Annotated in this window: 14 protein-coding genes; 8 read left to right on the top strand and 6 right to left on the bottom strand. The window is 62.8% G+C overall.

All coding sequences use genetic code 11. The annotated features are described in order from the left end of the window. Positions 1 to 7: 7 nt before the first annotated feature. The 6 genes from C8C89_RS14945 to C8C89_RS14970 form a co-directional block, all read right to left on the bottom strand. On the bottom strand, positions 8 to 1213 hold the full coding sequence (locus C8C89_RS14945; RefSeq protein ID WP_101481754.1) for a type II secretion system F family protein: 1206 nt from the start codon (positions 1211 to 1213) through the stop codon (positions 8 to 10). Beyond that, a complete protein-coding gene (locus C8C89_RS14950) occupies positions 1213 to 2916 on the bottom strand; it encodes an ATPase, T2SS/T4P/T4SS family (RefSeq protein WP_133990691.1) in 1704 nt (567 codons plus the stop codon). The genes C8C89_RS14945 and C8C89_RS14950 overlap by 1 nt, the downstream gene beginning before the upstream one ends. Before the next feature lie 7 nt (positions 2917 to 2923). Continuing rightward, on the bottom strand, positions 2924 to 4351 hold the full coding sequence (locus C8C89_RS14955; RefSeq protein ID WP_101481752.1) for a tetratricopeptide repeat protein: 1428 nt from the start codon (positions 4349 to 4351) through the stop codon (positions 2924 to 2926). Then, positions 4348 to 6309, bottom strand: coding sequence for a secretin N-terminal domain-containing protein (locus tag C8C89_RS14960; RefSeq protein ID WP_166674752.1), 1962 nt, complete (start codon positions 6307 to 6309; stop codon positions 4348 to 4350). Before C8C89_RS14960 ends, C8C89_RS14955 begins: the two co-directional genes overlap by 4 nt. Positions 6310 to 6416: 107 nt before the next feature. Further along, entirely contained in the window at positions 6417 to 7871 is a 1455-nt protein-coding gene (locus tag C8C89_RS14965; protein WP_243858029.1) for an AAA family ATPase, read from the bottom strand. Continuing rightward, on the bottom strand, positions 7868 to 8596 hold the full coding sequence (locus C8C89_RS14970) for an ABC transporter ATP-binding protein (protein ID WP_133990693.1): 729 nt from the start codon (positions 8594 to 8596) through the stop codon (positions 7868 to 7870). Before C8C89_RS14970 ends, C8C89_RS14965 begins: the two co-directional genes overlap by 4 nt. Positions 8597 to 8804: 208 nt before the next feature. On the opposite strand from C8C89_RS14970, the gene C8C89_RS14975 reads away from it, so the two are divergent. The 8 genes from C8C89_RS14975 (at position 8805) to C8C89_RS15010 (ending at position 15442) form a co-directional block, all read left to right on the top strand. Beyond that, a complete protein-coding gene (locus tag C8C89_RS14975; protein ID WP_101481749.1) occupies positions 8805 to 10508 on the top strand; it encodes a GspE/PulE family protein in 1704 nt (567 codons plus the stop codon). 1 nt (position 10509) lies between these two features. Next, entirely contained in the window at positions 10510 to 11742 is a 1233-nt protein-coding gene (locus tag C8C89_RS14980; protein WP_133990695.1) for a type II secretion system F family protein, read from the top strand. Then, positions 11739 to 12290, top strand: a complete 552-nt coding sequence (locus tag C8C89_RS14985) for a type II secretion system protein (RefSeq protein WP_133990697.1) — start codon at positions 11739 to 11741, stop codon at positions 12288 to 12290. The genes C8C89_RS14980 and C8C89_RS14985 overlap by 4 nt, the downstream gene beginning before the upstream one ends. Positions 12291 to 12351: 61 nt before the next feature. Then, positions 12352 to 12834, top strand: coding sequence for a type II secretion system protein (locus C8C89_RS27520; protein WP_133990699.1), 483 nt, complete (start codon positions 12352 to 12354; stop codon positions 12832 to 12834). 122 nt (positions 12835 to 12956) lie between these two features. Further along, the gene (locus C8C89_RS14995) at positions 12957 to 13535 is read left to right on the top strand and encodes a prepilin-type N-terminal cleavage/methylation domain-containing protein (protein WP_133990701.1); all 579 of its coding nucleotides are present in this window, start codon (positions 12957 to 12959) and stop codon (positions 13533 to 13535) included. Continuing rightward, on the top strand, positions 13522 to 14100 hold the full coding sequence (locus C8C89_RS15000) for a prepilin-type N-terminal cleavage/methylation domain-containing protein (protein ID WP_101481744.1): 579 nt from the start codon (positions 13522 to 13524) through the stop codon (positions 14098 to 14100). The genes C8C89_RS14995 and C8C89_RS15000 overlap by 14 nt, the downstream gene beginning before the upstream one ends. Continuing rightward, a complete protein-coding gene (locus C8C89_RS15005) occupies positions 14097 to 14996 on the top strand; it encodes a prepilin-type N-terminal cleavage/methylation domain-containing protein (protein WP_133990703.1) in 900 nt (299 codons plus the stop codon). The genes C8C89_RS15000 and C8C89_RS15005 overlap by 4 nt, the downstream gene beginning before the upstream one ends. Beyond that, positions 14993 to 15442 (top strand): agglutinin biogenesis protein MshP, encoded by a 450-nt coding sequence (locus C8C89_RS15010; RefSeq protein ID WP_133990705.1) that lies wholly within the window; start codon positions 14993 to 14995, stop codon positions 15440 to 15442. Before C8C89_RS15005 ends, C8C89_RS15010 begins: the two co-directional genes overlap by 4 nt. Positions 15443 to 15458: the final 16 nt, after the last annotated feature.

Genomic DNA, 15458 nt, shown 5'->3' on the forward strand with positions numbered 1-15458 from the left:
GGCGGCCTCAGGTCTTGAGTGTGCTGATGGTGTCGTAAATCGGCCCCAGCACCGACAGCATGATCCAGCCCAGCAGCAGGCCCAGAATGACCGTCATGGTTGGCTCGATCATGGCCTGCACTTTTTCGATCAATTCCTTCACTTCGCGATTGTAGAAATAGCTGACATTGCGCAAGGCCGTGTCCAGCGAGCCTGTCGCTTCGCCCACCTTCAGCATGCGCACCACCAGCGGTGGGAAGATGCCCGTGTGCTGGAAGGCGGCGGTGACGCCGTAGCCCTCGCTGATCAGCTGCGCGGCGCGGCGAAGGCCGGCCGCCACCACCTGGTTGCCGGCAATGCCTTCGGACAGGCGGATGCATTCCAGTATCGTGATGCCGGAGGCATACATCAAGGCAAAAAAAGTGGCGAAGCGGGCCAGGATGATCTTGTGCAGCACGGGACCGACCAGCCACAGCCGCAGTTTCAGACCATCCCAGGCGTAGCGCGCCGCGCTGCTGCGGCGCACGAGTGCGCGCAGGCCGAAAAACAGCAGCACGGGCAAGGCCAGCAGTAGATACCAGTAAGCGATGAAGACATTCGATATAAAAATGAGGACGCGCGTATGCAGCGGCAGCTCGCCGCCCATGTTGCGAATGAAGGCCGTCAGCTGGGGCACCAGATAAATCATCAGGAAAAACGTCACGGCAGCCACTACCACGGCCACGATGATGGGGTACATGATGATCTTGCGCGTCTGCGACGCCAGCTCGTCCTGCCATTTCAGACTTTCCGACAGGTTCTTGAACACGTCGGCGATCCTGCCGCTTTGTTCTCCCGCAAGTATCAGGCTGGTGAACGTGGCGTCGAAAATGTCGCCATGCTGGGCCAGCGCCCCCGACAGAGGCAAACCGCCCTCGATGCTTTCAATCAAGTCCGTGACGACTTCGCGCAGGCGCGGGTGGTCTGTGCTTTCGCGCAAGTCGTTCAAGCCTTCCAGGATGGGCACGCCCGCCCCCGTCAATTGTTCCATGTGGAAGCAGAAATTGATGAGGTCGCGGCGGTGGATGATCCGCTTGCCCAGCAGTACCAGATACTGACCCGTGATCTTGCAGTCGATCAAGTCGAGCTGCATGCGGTGCAGGCGCGCTTCCAGGTCCGGCACGTTGGCCGCCTCCATGCTGCCGGGAATCAAGCCGCCGGCGGCATCCATGGCGCGGTAGACATATTGCGGCATCAGGCCAGCCTTTCCGTCAGATCGACCACGCGGCCCACTTCTTCCAGGGTGGTCACGCCTTCCATCACGCGGCGCATGCCGTCGTCGACGATACCCTTGAAACCGGCCGCGCGCGCCGCGTTCTTCAATTCGCGGCTACTGGCGCGGCGCGCCGTCAATTCATCGAGTTCGGCTGTCATCTTGAGGATTTCCATGATGGCCAGGCGGCCCTTGTAGCCCTGGTGTGCGCAGCGTTCGCAGCCCACGGCGCGGCAGATGGACACGGGCGCATCACTTGCCGCCAGGCCCAGCAGGCGGCGCTCGACGTCGTCGGCGATCACGGTTTCCTTGCAATGCGGACACAAGCGGCGCACCAGGCGCTGCGCCACGATGCCGATGATGTTGCCAGCCATGATGTCGGGCAGGATGCCGATGTCGAGCAGGCGCGCCACGGAACCGATGGCCGAGCTCGTGTGCAGGGTGGAATACACCTGGTGGCCCGTCATGGCGGCGGCAAAGGCCATTTCCGCCGTTTCGCGGTCGCGGATCTCGCCCACCAGGATGATGTCCGGGTCCTGCCGCATCATCGAGCGGATGCCGTCGGCAAAGCCCAGCTTGACCGATTCGTTGACGGAGGTCTGGCGTATCATGTTCATGGGATACTCGACCGGGTCTTCCAGCGTCATGATGTTGACGCTTTCCGTATTGATATGGTTGAGTATCGAATACAGGGTAGTGGTCTTGCCGCTGCCCGTCGGGCCTGTCACCAGGATCACGCCGTCAGGGCGCGCTATCATCAGTTTCAGCAAGTTCAGTTCCGACTCGGCCAGGCCCAGGGCGCCCAGCGGCACGAGGCCTTTTTGCCGGTCCAGCACGCGCAGCACGACGTTTTCGCCATGCGTGGTGGGCTGGGCCGAGGCGCGGAAGTCGATTTGCCGCCCGGAAAACTTGATGCTGATGCGCCCATCCTGCGGTGCGCGCGCCTCGGCGATATTCATGTTCGACATCACCTTCAGGCGCACGGCCATGGCCGGCCAGTACGATTTATGCAGGCTGCGGATTTGCCGCAGGATGCCGTCGATGCGGTAGCGGATGCGCAGGAACGACTGTTCCGGCTCAAAATGGATGTCCGAGGCGCCGTTTTGCACGGCGTCGGCCAGCAGCGCGTCGATCAGGCGCACCATGGGCTGGCTGTACTCGTCCGACGGCGAAGCCATGCTTTGATAGCTGACTTCGCCCGTTTCGATTTCGTGCAGGATGCCGTCGATCGACAGCTCGAAGCCATAGTACTGGTCGATGGCGCGCGAAATATCGGATTCGTTGACGAGCACGGTGGAAATCGTGATGCCCTTGACCAGCATGGCGCTGATTTGATCGAGCGCAACGATGTTGCTGGTATCAGCCATGGCCAGGATCAGATTGTCCGCCTGCCGCTCGTAGACGATGGGAAACACACGGTAGCGCTTGGCCACGTCTTTCGGAATCAGTTTCAGGGCGATGGCGTCGACCACCAGGCTGGCGAGGTCCGCGCTGACCTGTTTCAGGTTTTCGCTGAGCGCCTCGCGCACGGTCGCTTCCGTGACGAAGCCCAAAGTGATGAGCAGCTTGCCCAGCGGTTCGCTGCTGCGCCGCTGCTCGATGAGGGCGATGCGCAGCTGGTCTTCGCTGATCACACCTTTCTGTATCAGCAACTTGCCGAGCGGAAGTTTTGCTTGTTCTGCCATGTAATACTTATTCCTGACGGGGGGTAATAGTGGCCGACTCGGCCGGGGCCGGGACTGTCACTGCTGCTGCCGGCGCGGGGGCTGCCAGGTCGCGCAGGCGCGCCTGTACCACGGCACGGTCGAACGCGGCGGGCGTGGCTTGCGCCAGGGTCAATGCGCGCTGGTAATACGTGGCGGCCAGCCGGGGCTGGTTCAACCGGTCCAGGCCCACGGCCAGGTTGAAGGCATAGTCGGGATTGCCTGGCGCGGCGCCATAGGCGCGGAAAAATTGCTGCTGCGCCTCGTTCCAGCGGCGCTGCTTGGCGTACACATTACCCAGTGCAAACAGCACGGGGGCGCTGTCGGGGGTACGCGCCAGTATGGCTTTCAGCTTTGCTTCGCTCTGCACGACGTCGCCCTGGCGCAGCCCGATCAGGCCGGCTAGCGCCTCGCCATCGTCGGGATTGATTTCCAGCAAACGCACGTATAGCGACGCCGCTTGCGCGCCCTGGTTCTCGCGCAGGGCCAGGGCCGCCAGCCCCAGCAGCGCATCGCGGTTGTTGGCATCTTGCCGCAGCACCGTTTCGTATTGTTGACGAGCAAGACCCAGTTGGCCGCCATTGAAGGCTTGATAGGCTTGCTGCACGCCGGGGTTGATTTGCGGCGCGGCGACGCTGCGTTGCACCTGAATCTGGCTGTTGTCGGGCGCGGCCACGGGCGGCAGGCTGGGCGGTGCTGGCGGCGGCATGCGCGCCAGTTGCGCGGCCACGGCAGCCTCGGCCGCTGCCTGTATCATGGCTTGCTGTTCCGCCGCGTCGGCTTGCTGGCGCGGCGCCTGCTGTAATTCAGGCGGCAATGCTTGCTGTTGTGGCGCAGGGGCTGTAGCCGCGCCTGGCGTGCCTGCGCCCGGCACCACCACGATAGGGCCGGCAACACCGGCCGTGCCCGGGGCGTCCGTAAGCGGCATGGGCACGCCGGGCAGGTTGGCGCCCGCGCCTGGGTTGGTGCTGGCGCGCCAGTACCAGTACGCCATGGAACCGGCCACAAGCAGCAGAATCGCCAGCAGGACGGCCAGGCGCATGGTGGCCGGGTCCACGCTGATGGGCCCCGTGGGGCCTTTTGGCGGCGTATTGCTGCGGCTGGCGCGTGGCCGGGCGGGCGGCGCTTCGGGGCGAGGGGACTGCTGCGCACCCGGTTGCGGGTCTGGCGGTGAACCCGGCTGGGCAGCACTGGGCTCGGGCGGCGGCGCGGGGGCGTCCGGCATCGGTTCCAGGCTCAGGGTGCTGGCCGCCTGCACGGGCGGCGCGGCAGGCATGGCAAGGGGCTGCACGGCGTCGGCCGGCGCCAGTTCCAGCACCTGGTCGTAGGCTTCGGACGGCTTTTCCAGCTCCTCGTCGGAAAGGCTGTTCTGTTTGGCGCGCTCGGCCTTCTTGAGCGCCTGCATCAGCAAGCTCATGGGAAGTCTCCCTGCAGGCGTGCCTGCGGCTGGACGGCGGGCGCTGGCGGGCCATCCGTGTACGGCTGGCTGTTGAGCGGCGCCTGGCCGGGTAGCAGGTAGCGGTAGTCGCGGTAATCGCCGTCGATGCTGGCATCCTTGACCACCACGGGGCGCATGAAAATCACCAGCTCCGTCTTGCTGCTCGCCTCATTGCGATAAGTAAATAAATTGCCCACCAAAGGCAGGCTGGACAGGCCCGGTACGCCATCCTTGGCATTGTCGACGGAATCCTGCATCAGGCCGCCCATCACGGCGATCTGGCCATTGCTCACTTTCATGATCGATTCCAGCTCGCGCGCCTGGATCACGGGCACGCGGCTTTGCACATTCGCCGTGGCCAGGGCCGGATTCGGGTCTTGCACGTAGCCAACGATGCGCGTGATGGTGGGGCGTACGTTCAGGGTAACTTCATCGCTGTCGGAAATCTGCGGCGTGACGCTCATGACGAAGCCCACGGGCACCGTCTCGAGCTTCGATTCATAGGTGGCCGGCGTGGTGATGGTGCCCGTCGAGCTGATCACGGCGGGCGTCACCTTGATGGTAAAGAAGACATTGTTGTCCACCACCTTCAGCATGGCCGTCTGATTGTTGAGCACGCTGATCTTCGGGCTGGACAGCACTTTCACCTTGCCAAACGATTCGAGCAGCTGGATGGTGGTGGCAAAACTGTCTTTCACATAATTGAGAAGGAAGATGCCCGGCGTGACATTGGGCGTGACGCCACTGGACAGTACCGACGTGCCCACTTGCCCCTGCCGCAGCTGCAGGCTGCCCGTCAGGCGCGCCCAGTTGATGCCTTGCTGGTATTCATTACTCAGGCGCACTTCGATGATGGTCGCCTCGATCAGCACTTGCCGCTTGGCGCTGTGCAAGACCGCATCGAGGAATTCAGCGATCTTTTCATGCTGGCGCCCCGTGGCCCGCACCGCGATCAGCCCGCCCTCGACGTTGACGACCACGGACGAGGGACCGCCCTTGTTGGCCAGTTTCAGCAGCGGCATGCCGTTCGCGTCCAGCGCTTGGCCAGGGTTCGCGTTCTGGCCGGGCACCTGCTGGCCCGGCGCATATTGTCCGCCATTCGGCACCGTATTCTGCATCGGCGGCTGGGCGCCGTACTGGCCCGCCTGCCCCGGCGCGGGGAAATTGCCGGCCTGGTTCTGCTGCTGGCCTGGCTGTCCTTGTTGCGCCTGCTGACCGGGCACGCTCGTCAATTGCTGGTTCAGCTGCGCCAGCGGGTCCACCTGCACATCGTTGAGCGTGGTCTCGCGCAGCAGGTCGCGGATATTTTTTTCCAGGCTGTACCAGAAATTATTTTCCGAACGATTCACCACCAGGGTGGTCGAATTGTTGTTGCCATTGCCGCCTTGCGTACTGCCCACTGGATTGCTGGCGTTGTTCGACCCGCCGCCCGCCGTGGAGATTTGCGTGGCGATATTCACGCTGCTGTTGGTGCTGCGCGCCATGTTGACGTAATCGACTTTGTAATTGCGCCACACGGGCGCGTCGGGCAGCACCGTCAGGTTCTTGCCATCGATTTCATAGCGCATGTCGATTTGCTTGCCGATGCGCGACAGCAGTTGCGGCAGGGTCTGGTTCAGCGCATTCAGGGTGACGCTGCCCTCGATCTGCGGGTGGATGTCGACGTTCATGCCAGCATCGCGCGCCAGCGCAAACAGCAGCGATTGCACGGGCACCTTGTGCACGGTGACGCTGTAGGTTTCCACCTTGGGCGCGGGCAGGGGCGCGGCCAGCGCGCTGCTTTGCTGCACCGGTTCTGGAATGGCGCCAGCAGGTGGGGGCGCGGCATTGATGTGGCCAGGCGATAGCTGCGGTTGATGCGCGGCACAACCGGCCAGCATGGCGCTGCATGCGAGGGTGACCCAAGAGGCCAGCACAGGAATAGGGTGTTGATTCATGAAAAGTTCGCCCTTTGAGTCGTGTTGTGCTTTTGTAATTTTAACCAGCATGATCGCCTAAAAGCAATCGGCTGTGCAGGCCCGGGACGCAATATGGAGAAATAAAGTTAGGGTGCGCCACGCCCTGCTTGTGCCGGGATCGCGGCATTAATTTCCGTGCGGATACTATCTATGCTGCTAAGCAATATTTTCTGCGGCGATGCGGGGGCTATCCTGGCCCAGACGGCTTCGGCGCTGGCCCGGTCGGCAAAGCTGCCGTAGACGATGGCCAGGCGCGCGGCGGCGCTGGCGGGCGCCTGCTGCTGCGACTTAGCTGCTGGCCTGCTTGCGGGGGCTGTGCCAGGCAGGCGAAAGACGTGGACGTCATGCAAGCCGATGGCTTGCTGCGCCTGCTGCAAAAAGGTTTCTGCTGCGGCCGTCTCGCTGGCAGGCAGGCTGGCAATCTGCAGTACCAGCTGCTGCGGCCCCTGCTGTTCCAGCCAGCCGCGCGATTCGGCCAGCTTGCTGTTGAGCAGCGTTGACGGCGCTGGCAAGCGGGGGTGCTGGACCGCTGCCTGCAGCGTGGCTGGCGCCGCCATGCCCGTTGTCTGGCCCGGCCTCAGCCATTGCCACAGCAGCGCAGCGGCCAGCAGCAGCATCAGCGCGCACAAGGCGCCCGCCAGCAGCTTGCCCGCATGCCAGGGTGCGCGGTAAAAGGGAGTGTCGGCGATGGCCAGGCGCACATGGCGCGCGCTCACTTGTTGAGCATCGTCTGCATACGCGGCCAGCAAGGCCTTGTCGGCCAGGACATTGACCCTGCGCACGATGCCCTGCGAGGAGCGCGCCAGCTGGCGCAGCGCGGCCGGCGTGAAAACGAGCGGCGCCGTGCGGCCGGCGGCGGCCAGGCGACAAGTCAGATAGTCGTTCAGCAAGGCCTGCGGCAGGCAAGGTACGATGAAACTGTGGGTGATGCGCTCCTTTAACTGGCGGAACTGGGGCAAGTCCAGGGTATGCTGCAATTCCGGCTGGCCAAACAGGACGATTTGCAGCAGCTTGTGGCTGGCCGTCTCCAGGTTCGTCAGCAGGCGCAGCGCTTCCAGGGTGGCGCCCGGCATGGCTTGCGCTTCTTCTGCCAGCAGCACCACCTGGCGCCCGGCCGCATGCCTGGCGATCAGCTCGCCATGCAGGGCGCGCAGCACGGCATCGGCGCGGCAGCCATCCAGCGCCAGGCCCAGTTCGGCGGCGATGGCGTGCAAGACTTCGTCCGGTTCCAGGCGGGGATTGAGCAGGTACACCACATCGACGTGGGGCGGCAGGCGTTCGGCCAGCATGCGGCACAGCATGGTCTTGCCGCTGCCCACTTCGCCCGTCAGCTTGATGATGCCTTCGCCTTGCGTGACGGCATACTGCAGCGCCGCGAGCAGTTCGCCCCGTGTATTGCCGGGGTAGAAGAAGGCCGGGTCCGGCGTGATGCCGAAGGGCGCGGTGCGCAAGTCGAAATGGCGCAGATACATGCCGTGCGGGGACGGTGCGTAAGGCCGCCCGGGCGGCGCAGGAAGAGGGGCGTGCGTGTCGGCGTTCATGCTGCGATGCAATTGAGGAACGCCTGTTCCAGGCTGGCGCCCGCCGTGCCACCGTGGCGTGCGCGGCATTCGGCGGGCGTGCCCGTAAACACGATGCGGCCCGCATGCAGGATGGCCATGCGGTCGCACAGTTCTTCCACGTCGGCCAGTGCATGCGAGGTGAACAGGGCGCCGCGGCCTTGGGCGCGCGCTTGCCGCAGCACTTGTTTGAACTGGGCGCGCGCCTTCGGGTCGAGTCCGCTCATCGGTTCGTCCAGTAGCAATTGCGGCTTGCCCGACAGCAAGCAGGCGGCCAGCCCCAGTTTTTGCATCATGCCTTTCGAGTAGTCGCGCGCGGGGCGCAGCAAGGCATCGGGCGCCAGGTCCAGCGCGCCCAGCGCTTGCTGCAGCGCTTGCGCATCGGGGCGCACATTGTGCAGGCGCGACAAATAGCGCAGGAAGTCGCCACCCGTCAGGTAGTAGGGCGCCTGGAAACGTTCCGGCAGAAAGGACAAGGGCTGGCGCGCCGCGCCGTGCCGGTGCGGCTGGCCGAAAATGGCGATGTTGCCCCGCTCGGGCGTGCAAAAGTCCAGCAGGCATTTGAGCAGGCTGGTCTTGCCCGCGCCATTCACGCCGACCAGGCCGAACAGTTCGCCCGCGCGTACCTGCAGGTCGACGCCGCGCAGCACGGCGATGCCCGCCAACTGCAGATGCACGTTGTGAAACTCGATGGAACAGGTGGTCATAGGGGCAATGGTCAGCAGGCAAGACGGCGTACGGTCACCATTATTGGCACGGGCGCAGGTGGACGGCAAGTGTTTCCTTGCAGAGTGTTGAAATGCACGAAAATCAAGTGACGGAATGTATTTTCTTTAAGAAACAACAGGTTCTGGAATAAAATACCCCCACGCGCCGCTGGCGTGCATCGTCTGATGAATCTGTCGAGGAGCAAGCATGGCAAGGCCAGAGAAAGTCCGGCTCGGTGAAATTTTAGTGCAGCAGCAATTGCTGACGGAAGAACAGTTGGGCCAGGCCTTGACGGAACAGAAGCGCTCGGGGCGCAAGCTGGGCCGCGTTTTTGTTGAACACGGCTTTGTCACGGAAGAGCAGATTTCGGGCGCGCTGGCGCGCCAGCTGGACATTCCCTACATCAACCTGAAGTTCTACAACATCAATTCCGAGCTGGTGCGCCTGCTGCCGGAAACCCAGGCGCGCCGTTTTCGCGCGCTGGTGCTGGAAGACCGGCGCGAGGGCTTGCTGGTTGGCATGTCCGATCCCACCGACCTGTTCGCGTACGATGAGATCGCGCGCCTGGTCAAGCGCCAAATCGAGCTGGCCGTGGTCAATGAAACGGAAGTGCTGGCCGCGATCGACCGCATCTACCGTCGGACGGAAGATATCTCCACCCTGACGCGCGAGCTGGAGCAGGACCTGGGCGACGTGTCCGTCGACTTTGGCGCCCTGGCCGCCAATCCGGGCCTGGAAGAGGCGCCCATCGTCAAGTTGCTGCAATCGGTGTTCGAGGACGCCACGCAAGTGCGCGCCTCGGACATCCACATTGAACCGCAGGAAGGCCGGCTGCAGATCCGTTTCCGCATCGACGGCGTGCTGCACCTGCAGACGGAGGCGGACAGCAAGATCGCCAGTTCGCTGGCGCTGCGCCTGAAACTGATGTCGGACCTCGATATTTCCGAGAAGCGCCTGCCGCAGGATGGCCGCTTCGCCATCCGCGTAAAAAATCAACGCATCGACGTGCGTATCTCCACCATGCCGACGCAATATGGCGAATCGGTGGTGATGCGGCTGTTGAACCAGGGCGGCACGACCTTGCGCCTGGACGCCATCGGCATGCCGCCCAAGCTGGTGCAACAGTTCCGCGCCATCGTGAACCGCCCGAATGGCCTGGTGCTGGTGACGGGGCCGACCGGCAGCGGCAAGACGACGACCTTGTATTGCGCCTTGTCCGAGCTCAATTCCGTGGAAAAAAAGCTCATCACGGTGGAAGACCCCGTCGAGTACCGTTTGCCCGGTATTAACCAGGTGCAAGTGAACGACAAGATCGAGCTCAGTTTTGCCCGCGTGCTGCGCTCGGCCCTGCGGCAGGATCCCGATATCGTGCTGGTGGGCGAGATGCGCGACCAGGAAACGGCGCAAATCGGCCTGCGCGCCGCCATGACGGGCCATTTGGTGCTGTCGACCCTGCATACGAATGACGCCATCAGCACGCCGCTGCGCCTGATGGACATGGGCGTGCCCCGCTACATGGTGGGCAGCTCGCTGCAAGCCGTGCTGGCGCAGCGCCTGGTGCGCGTGATCTGCGAAAGCTGCAGCACGCCGTACCAGCCCACGCCCAACGAATACGAATGGCTGCGCCTGGAACTGGGCGAGCTGGTCGAGCGCAACCAGTATTTCCATGGCAAGGGCTGCTCGCATTGCAACGGCATGGGTTACCGGGGCCGCACGGGCGTGTACGAATTGCTGGAAATTACGCGCGCCGTGGCCGACGCCGCGAACCATGCCGATCCTTCCCACTTCATGAGGGTGGCGATGGAGCAGATGGCGGGCGAAACCCTGCGCCGCCACGCCGTGCAGCTGGTGGTGCAAGGTCGCACGACGGTGATGGAAGCAATGCGCATCAGCAACCAGAGCGAGGATTGAGGTGCCATTTTTTGCTTACAAGGCGCGCAATGCCAGCGGCGAACTGCTGACAGGTGTGATGGAAGGCGCCGACAGCGGCGCCGTGGCCGACCAGTTGTTTTCCACCGGCGCCACGCCGGTGGAAATCCTGGCGACCAAAAAAGCCGCCACTACCGGCACCGATATCGGCTGGTGGCAAAAACTGACCGAGAAAAAAGTCAGTTCGATGGACGTACAATTGTTCAGCCGCCAACTGTACACCCTGCTCAAGGCGGGCGTGCCCATCATGCGCGGCCTGGCCGGCCTGCAGGAATCCGCCATCAGCCCCGCATTTGGCCGCGTCATCAAGGATGTGCGCGAGTCGCTCGACGCAGGCCGCGAACTGTCGGCCGCCATGGCGCGCCACCCCACCGTGTTCACGCCGTTTTACCTGTCGATGGTGCGCGTGGGCGAAATGACGGGGCGGCTGGATGAGGTGTTCCTGCGCCTGTTCGACCATCTGGAATTCGACCGCGACATGCGCGCGCGCGTGAAGACGGCCACGCGCTACCCCAGTTTCGTGATCGTGGCGATGCTCGTCGCCATGGTGATCGTCAACATGTTCGTGATTCCCCAGTTCGTGAAAGTGTTCGCCAGCTTTAATGCCGAACTGCCTTTGATGACGCGCATCCTGATTGGCACATCGGGCTTCATGGTGGCGTACTGGCCGGTGCTGCTGGTAGTGACGATAGCCGCGATAGCCGCTTTTCGTGCCTGGTTGCGCACCGTGCCTGGCCGCTACACGTGGGACCGCTACAAGTTGCGCTTCCCCATCGCCGGGAAGATAATCCTGAAAGGCACGATGGCGCGCTTCGCGCGCAGTTTTGCCCTGTCCAGCACCAGCGGCGTGCCCATCGTGCAGGCGTTGACGGTGGTGTCGCAAACGGTAGATAACGCCTACCTGTGCGCCCGGGTCGAACAGATGCGCGACGGCGTCGAGCGCGGCGACAGCATCCTGCGCACCTCCGTGGCGGCGGGCGTTTTCACGCCGGTGGTGCTGCAAATGATCGCCGTCGGCGAAGAGTCCGGCTCGCTGGACGAGCTGATGAATGAAATCGCCCAGATGTACGAGCGGGAAGTGGACTACGAATTGAAGACCCTGTCCGCGCAAATCGAACCCATCCTGATCGCCTTTCTTGGTGTCATGGTATTGGTGCTGGCGCTGGGCATCTTCTTGCCAGTGTGGGACTTGGGCAAGGTCGCCCTGCATAAATGACAAAGTGCCATTCGCCAAAAAACAACGTTGTGGCTGGCTCGTCAAGGCAGCGGGGATTTACCTTGTTTGAGCTGGCCGTCGTGGCGTCCCTCATCGCTGTGCTGGCGGGCGTGCTGTTGAGCAGGTTAACAGTGGTGCAGCAGGAAGCGGAGCGGGTCGCGGTACAGCAAACGGTCGCGGCTTTGCGCGCGGGCCTGCGCATGAAAGTGCTGCAACTATATGTGGCTGGCCAGCAAAACCAGTTGCCTGCGCTGGCGGGGCAAAATCCCGTCGATTGGCTGCTTGAAAAGCCGGTCAATTATTTGGGTACATATACGGCGCCGGCGATAGAAAAACTTCCCCAAAGTCATTGGTTTTTTGATCAAAGTAATGCAGAATTAATATATATATTAAATCGAGGCAACATTTTTGGCGGATACCGTTCCGAGTTGCTTCAATTCAAGGTAAGCTTGCAGCAAGCGCCCCTTGCTTCGGCCAAGCCCTCAAGCCAGGTGGATGCGCCGCAGTTGGCCCTGATGCAGATGGGCGAGGCGGGCGGGCTGAAATAGTTTTTGTATTCTGAGGGTAAATTTTGCCAGCGGTGTTTTTTTTGATTTTTTGGAGATCAGCATGAAGATCAGCAATAGTAAGCAGTCGATTCGTCGTTTTCAACAAGGTGCCCAAGCGGGCTTTACGCTGATCGAGTTAATCGTCGTCATCGTTATCCTGGGCATCCTGGCGGCCACCGCGATTCCCCGTTTTATCAATTTGTCGGCTGATGCCCGTCTGGCGAAAATCAATGGCGCCCGTGCATCGGTCCAGGCAGGCGCAGCCCTGGCTCATGCGCGATGGATGGTCGATGGTGCGGTCGCCGCGGCTCCCTCCGTGCTAATGGAAGGGGCTACTGTTACTCTGGCGAATGGCTATCCTACTGCTGACGCCGCCGGCATCCTCGCGGCAGCCGGCATCGCAATAACGGATTTTAGCGTGACGGGCACGGGGCCGTTAACGATCGCCGCTGACGCCGCCCATGCCACATGCTCGTTCAGCTATACGGCGGCCGCAGCCAATGCCGCACCGCAGGTGGGCCCCGCGCCTACTACTGGCTGTTAATGGTATGAGTCCCGCATGCGGCGGCGGGTCGCGTTGCATGCAATCCGCCTGGCTCGCCAGGCGTTTTTATTCTTCCCGGCATGTTTCAGCCGTCATGCCGCTCATTGCCACAGGTGTACACAATGCTGTCTCCAGCAGGTTTGATGTTTGCCGGACCGACCAGCCGTGGACGCCAGCAGCGCGGCTTCACCCTGGTCGAGCTGATCGCCGTGCTGGTGGTGGGTGGCATCCTGGCGGCCGTCGCCATGCCCCGTTTCTTTCAAAAGGACAGTTTTGATGCGCGCAGTTTTGCCGATCAAAACGTGAGCATGCTGCGCTATGCGCAAAAATTGGCGATTGCGCAAAACCGGCCCGTCTTCGTGCTGCTTAACGGCAGCAGCATTGCCCTGTGCTTTAGCGCCGCCTGCGAGGCGTCCAACCGCGTCTTGCCGCCAGCCGGCGGTAACAGCGGCCGCAAGGCCACCCTGGCCGCCTGTGCGAATGCCACGGCGTGGCTGTGCGAGGGCGCGCCCGACAAGATCAGCTACAGCGTGCCGCAGGAAGCGGCAGCCTTTTATTTCAATGCCCTTGGCCGACCTTACAAGTCCACTGACACCGAACCTGTCTCCAGCTTTCCCGCGCGCGTCAGCATCGGCATCAGCGGCGGCGGCATCCCGCGCACTATCGTGGTCGAAGGGGAAACCGGCTATGTCCATTACTAGGGGCGCCATCATCGCGGCGCGCGGGCCGGGGCAGCGGGGCGTGACCTTGATCGAACTGGTCATCTTCATCGTGGTGGTCAGCATCGCCGTCGTTGGCCTGCTGCAAATTTTCGCCCGCACCACGGCCAGCAGCGCCGATCCGCAATTGCGCAAGCAGGCGCTGGCCATCGCGGAAGCCATGCTCGATGAGATCGAAGGGGCGCGGTTTACATATTGTCCGGCGGACGATCCCGCGGCGGAAACGGCCACCAGCGTGGCCGATTGCACGCTGGCGGAAGGGCCTGCAAATTCGATACGCCCCTATTACAGGGTAAGCGATTACAATCTGATCAACCCGCCATATACGTATACCACCACCGATGTGGCTGGCAATGACTTTCCGAAGGGCTATGTCGCCGACGTGGTCATCAGCCCTGTTTTGGTAAATGACAAAGGTTTGCAGCACGCTCCCTCGGCCACCGATCCCACGGCGCTGCGCATCACGGTCACTGTGTCATACGGTGCGAATCAGCAGATCGTGCTGGACGGCTACCGCACGCGCTACGCGCCGAACAGTATTCCATGAACACTTATTTCCCTCTGCGCCGCGCGCGTGGCTTTACCTTGATCGAACTGATCGTGGTCATCATCATCACGGCCATCGTCGCCGGCATGGTGACGGTGTTCATCCGTGCCCCCGTGCAAAGCTATCTGGATGTGACCGCCCGCGCCGAACTGGCCGACGCGGCCGATACGGCATCGCGGCGCATCACGCGCGACGTGCGCCTGGCGCTGCCCAACAGCGTGCGCGTGACGAGCAATAGCAGCGGCAGTTATCTGGAGCTGCTGCTGACCAAGGCGGGTGGACGCTATCTGTCGGAAGACGATAATCCTAACTTAGTGCCGGGCAATGTGCTGGCCTTCGATCCCCTCACGCCGGTGAGCAATGCGAACGTCTTTACCATCGTTGGCGCCGCGCCGTCCGGCATGCAAGCCATCGTGCCCGGCGACTTTATCGTCGTCAACAATCTTGGCGGCCAGCCTCCCGTGAATGCCTATGACTGCAGTGGGCAGTGTAACCGCGCCCAGGTCGCGTCCATCAGCGGCACCAATGTCACGCTGGCCAAGAACCCCTTTGTCGAGCAAACACCATCCATGCCTTCGCTCAGCTATCGTTTCCAGGTGGTCAGTACGGTAGTGACTTATCACTGCGCGCCGAATACGAACGGCACGGGCACGCTGACGCGCTATGCAGGCTATGCGATCCAGGTGGCCCAGCCGGTCAGCACAGCGGCGCTGCTGACTGGCGCGCCGTCGGCGGCGCTGATGGCCAATCAGGTGGCCGCTTGCGTCTTTTCCTTCGATACGCTGCCCAACCAGCAGCGCGGCCTGGTCAGTGTCAGCCTGACCCTGGGCGCGTCCGGCGGCAACGCGGGCCAGATCACGCTGGTGCAACAGGCACAGGTCAATAATTCGCCATGAGAATAGCCATTTCCCCCATGCCGCGTGGACGGCGCCCATGCCGCCCGGCGCGCGGCTTCAGCATCATCACCGCCATCTTCCTGCTGGTGGTGCTGTCCGCCTTGGGCGTGGCGCTAGTTTCCATCTCGACCATGCAGCACGCCGAGTCGGCGCTGGACGTGCAGGGCGCGCGCGCCTACCAGGCGGCACGGGCCGGCATGGAGTGGGGCGTGTACCAGCAGCGCATCAATGGCATTTGTGAGCCAAGTAACAGTTTTGCCTTGCCCGCGAATGGCACGCTGAGCGGTTTCAGCGTCACCGTGCGCTGCACGCAGGCGGCGGGAGCACTGCCCCGTTTTCAAGTGATTGCGACCGCCTGCAACCAGCCGGTGGGCAGCGTTTGCGCCACTGCCAACGCCACCAACAATCCCGATTATGTGCAGCGCGTCGTGCAGGCGGAGTTTTAAACACGGCACGTTAAAG

This window comes from Janthinobacterium sp. 75 (genome assembly GCF_004365495.1).
In the GTDB taxonomy this organism is placed as follows: domain Bacteria; phylum Pseudomonadota; class Gammaproteobacteria; order Burkholderiales; family Burkholderiaceae_D; genus Janthinobacterium.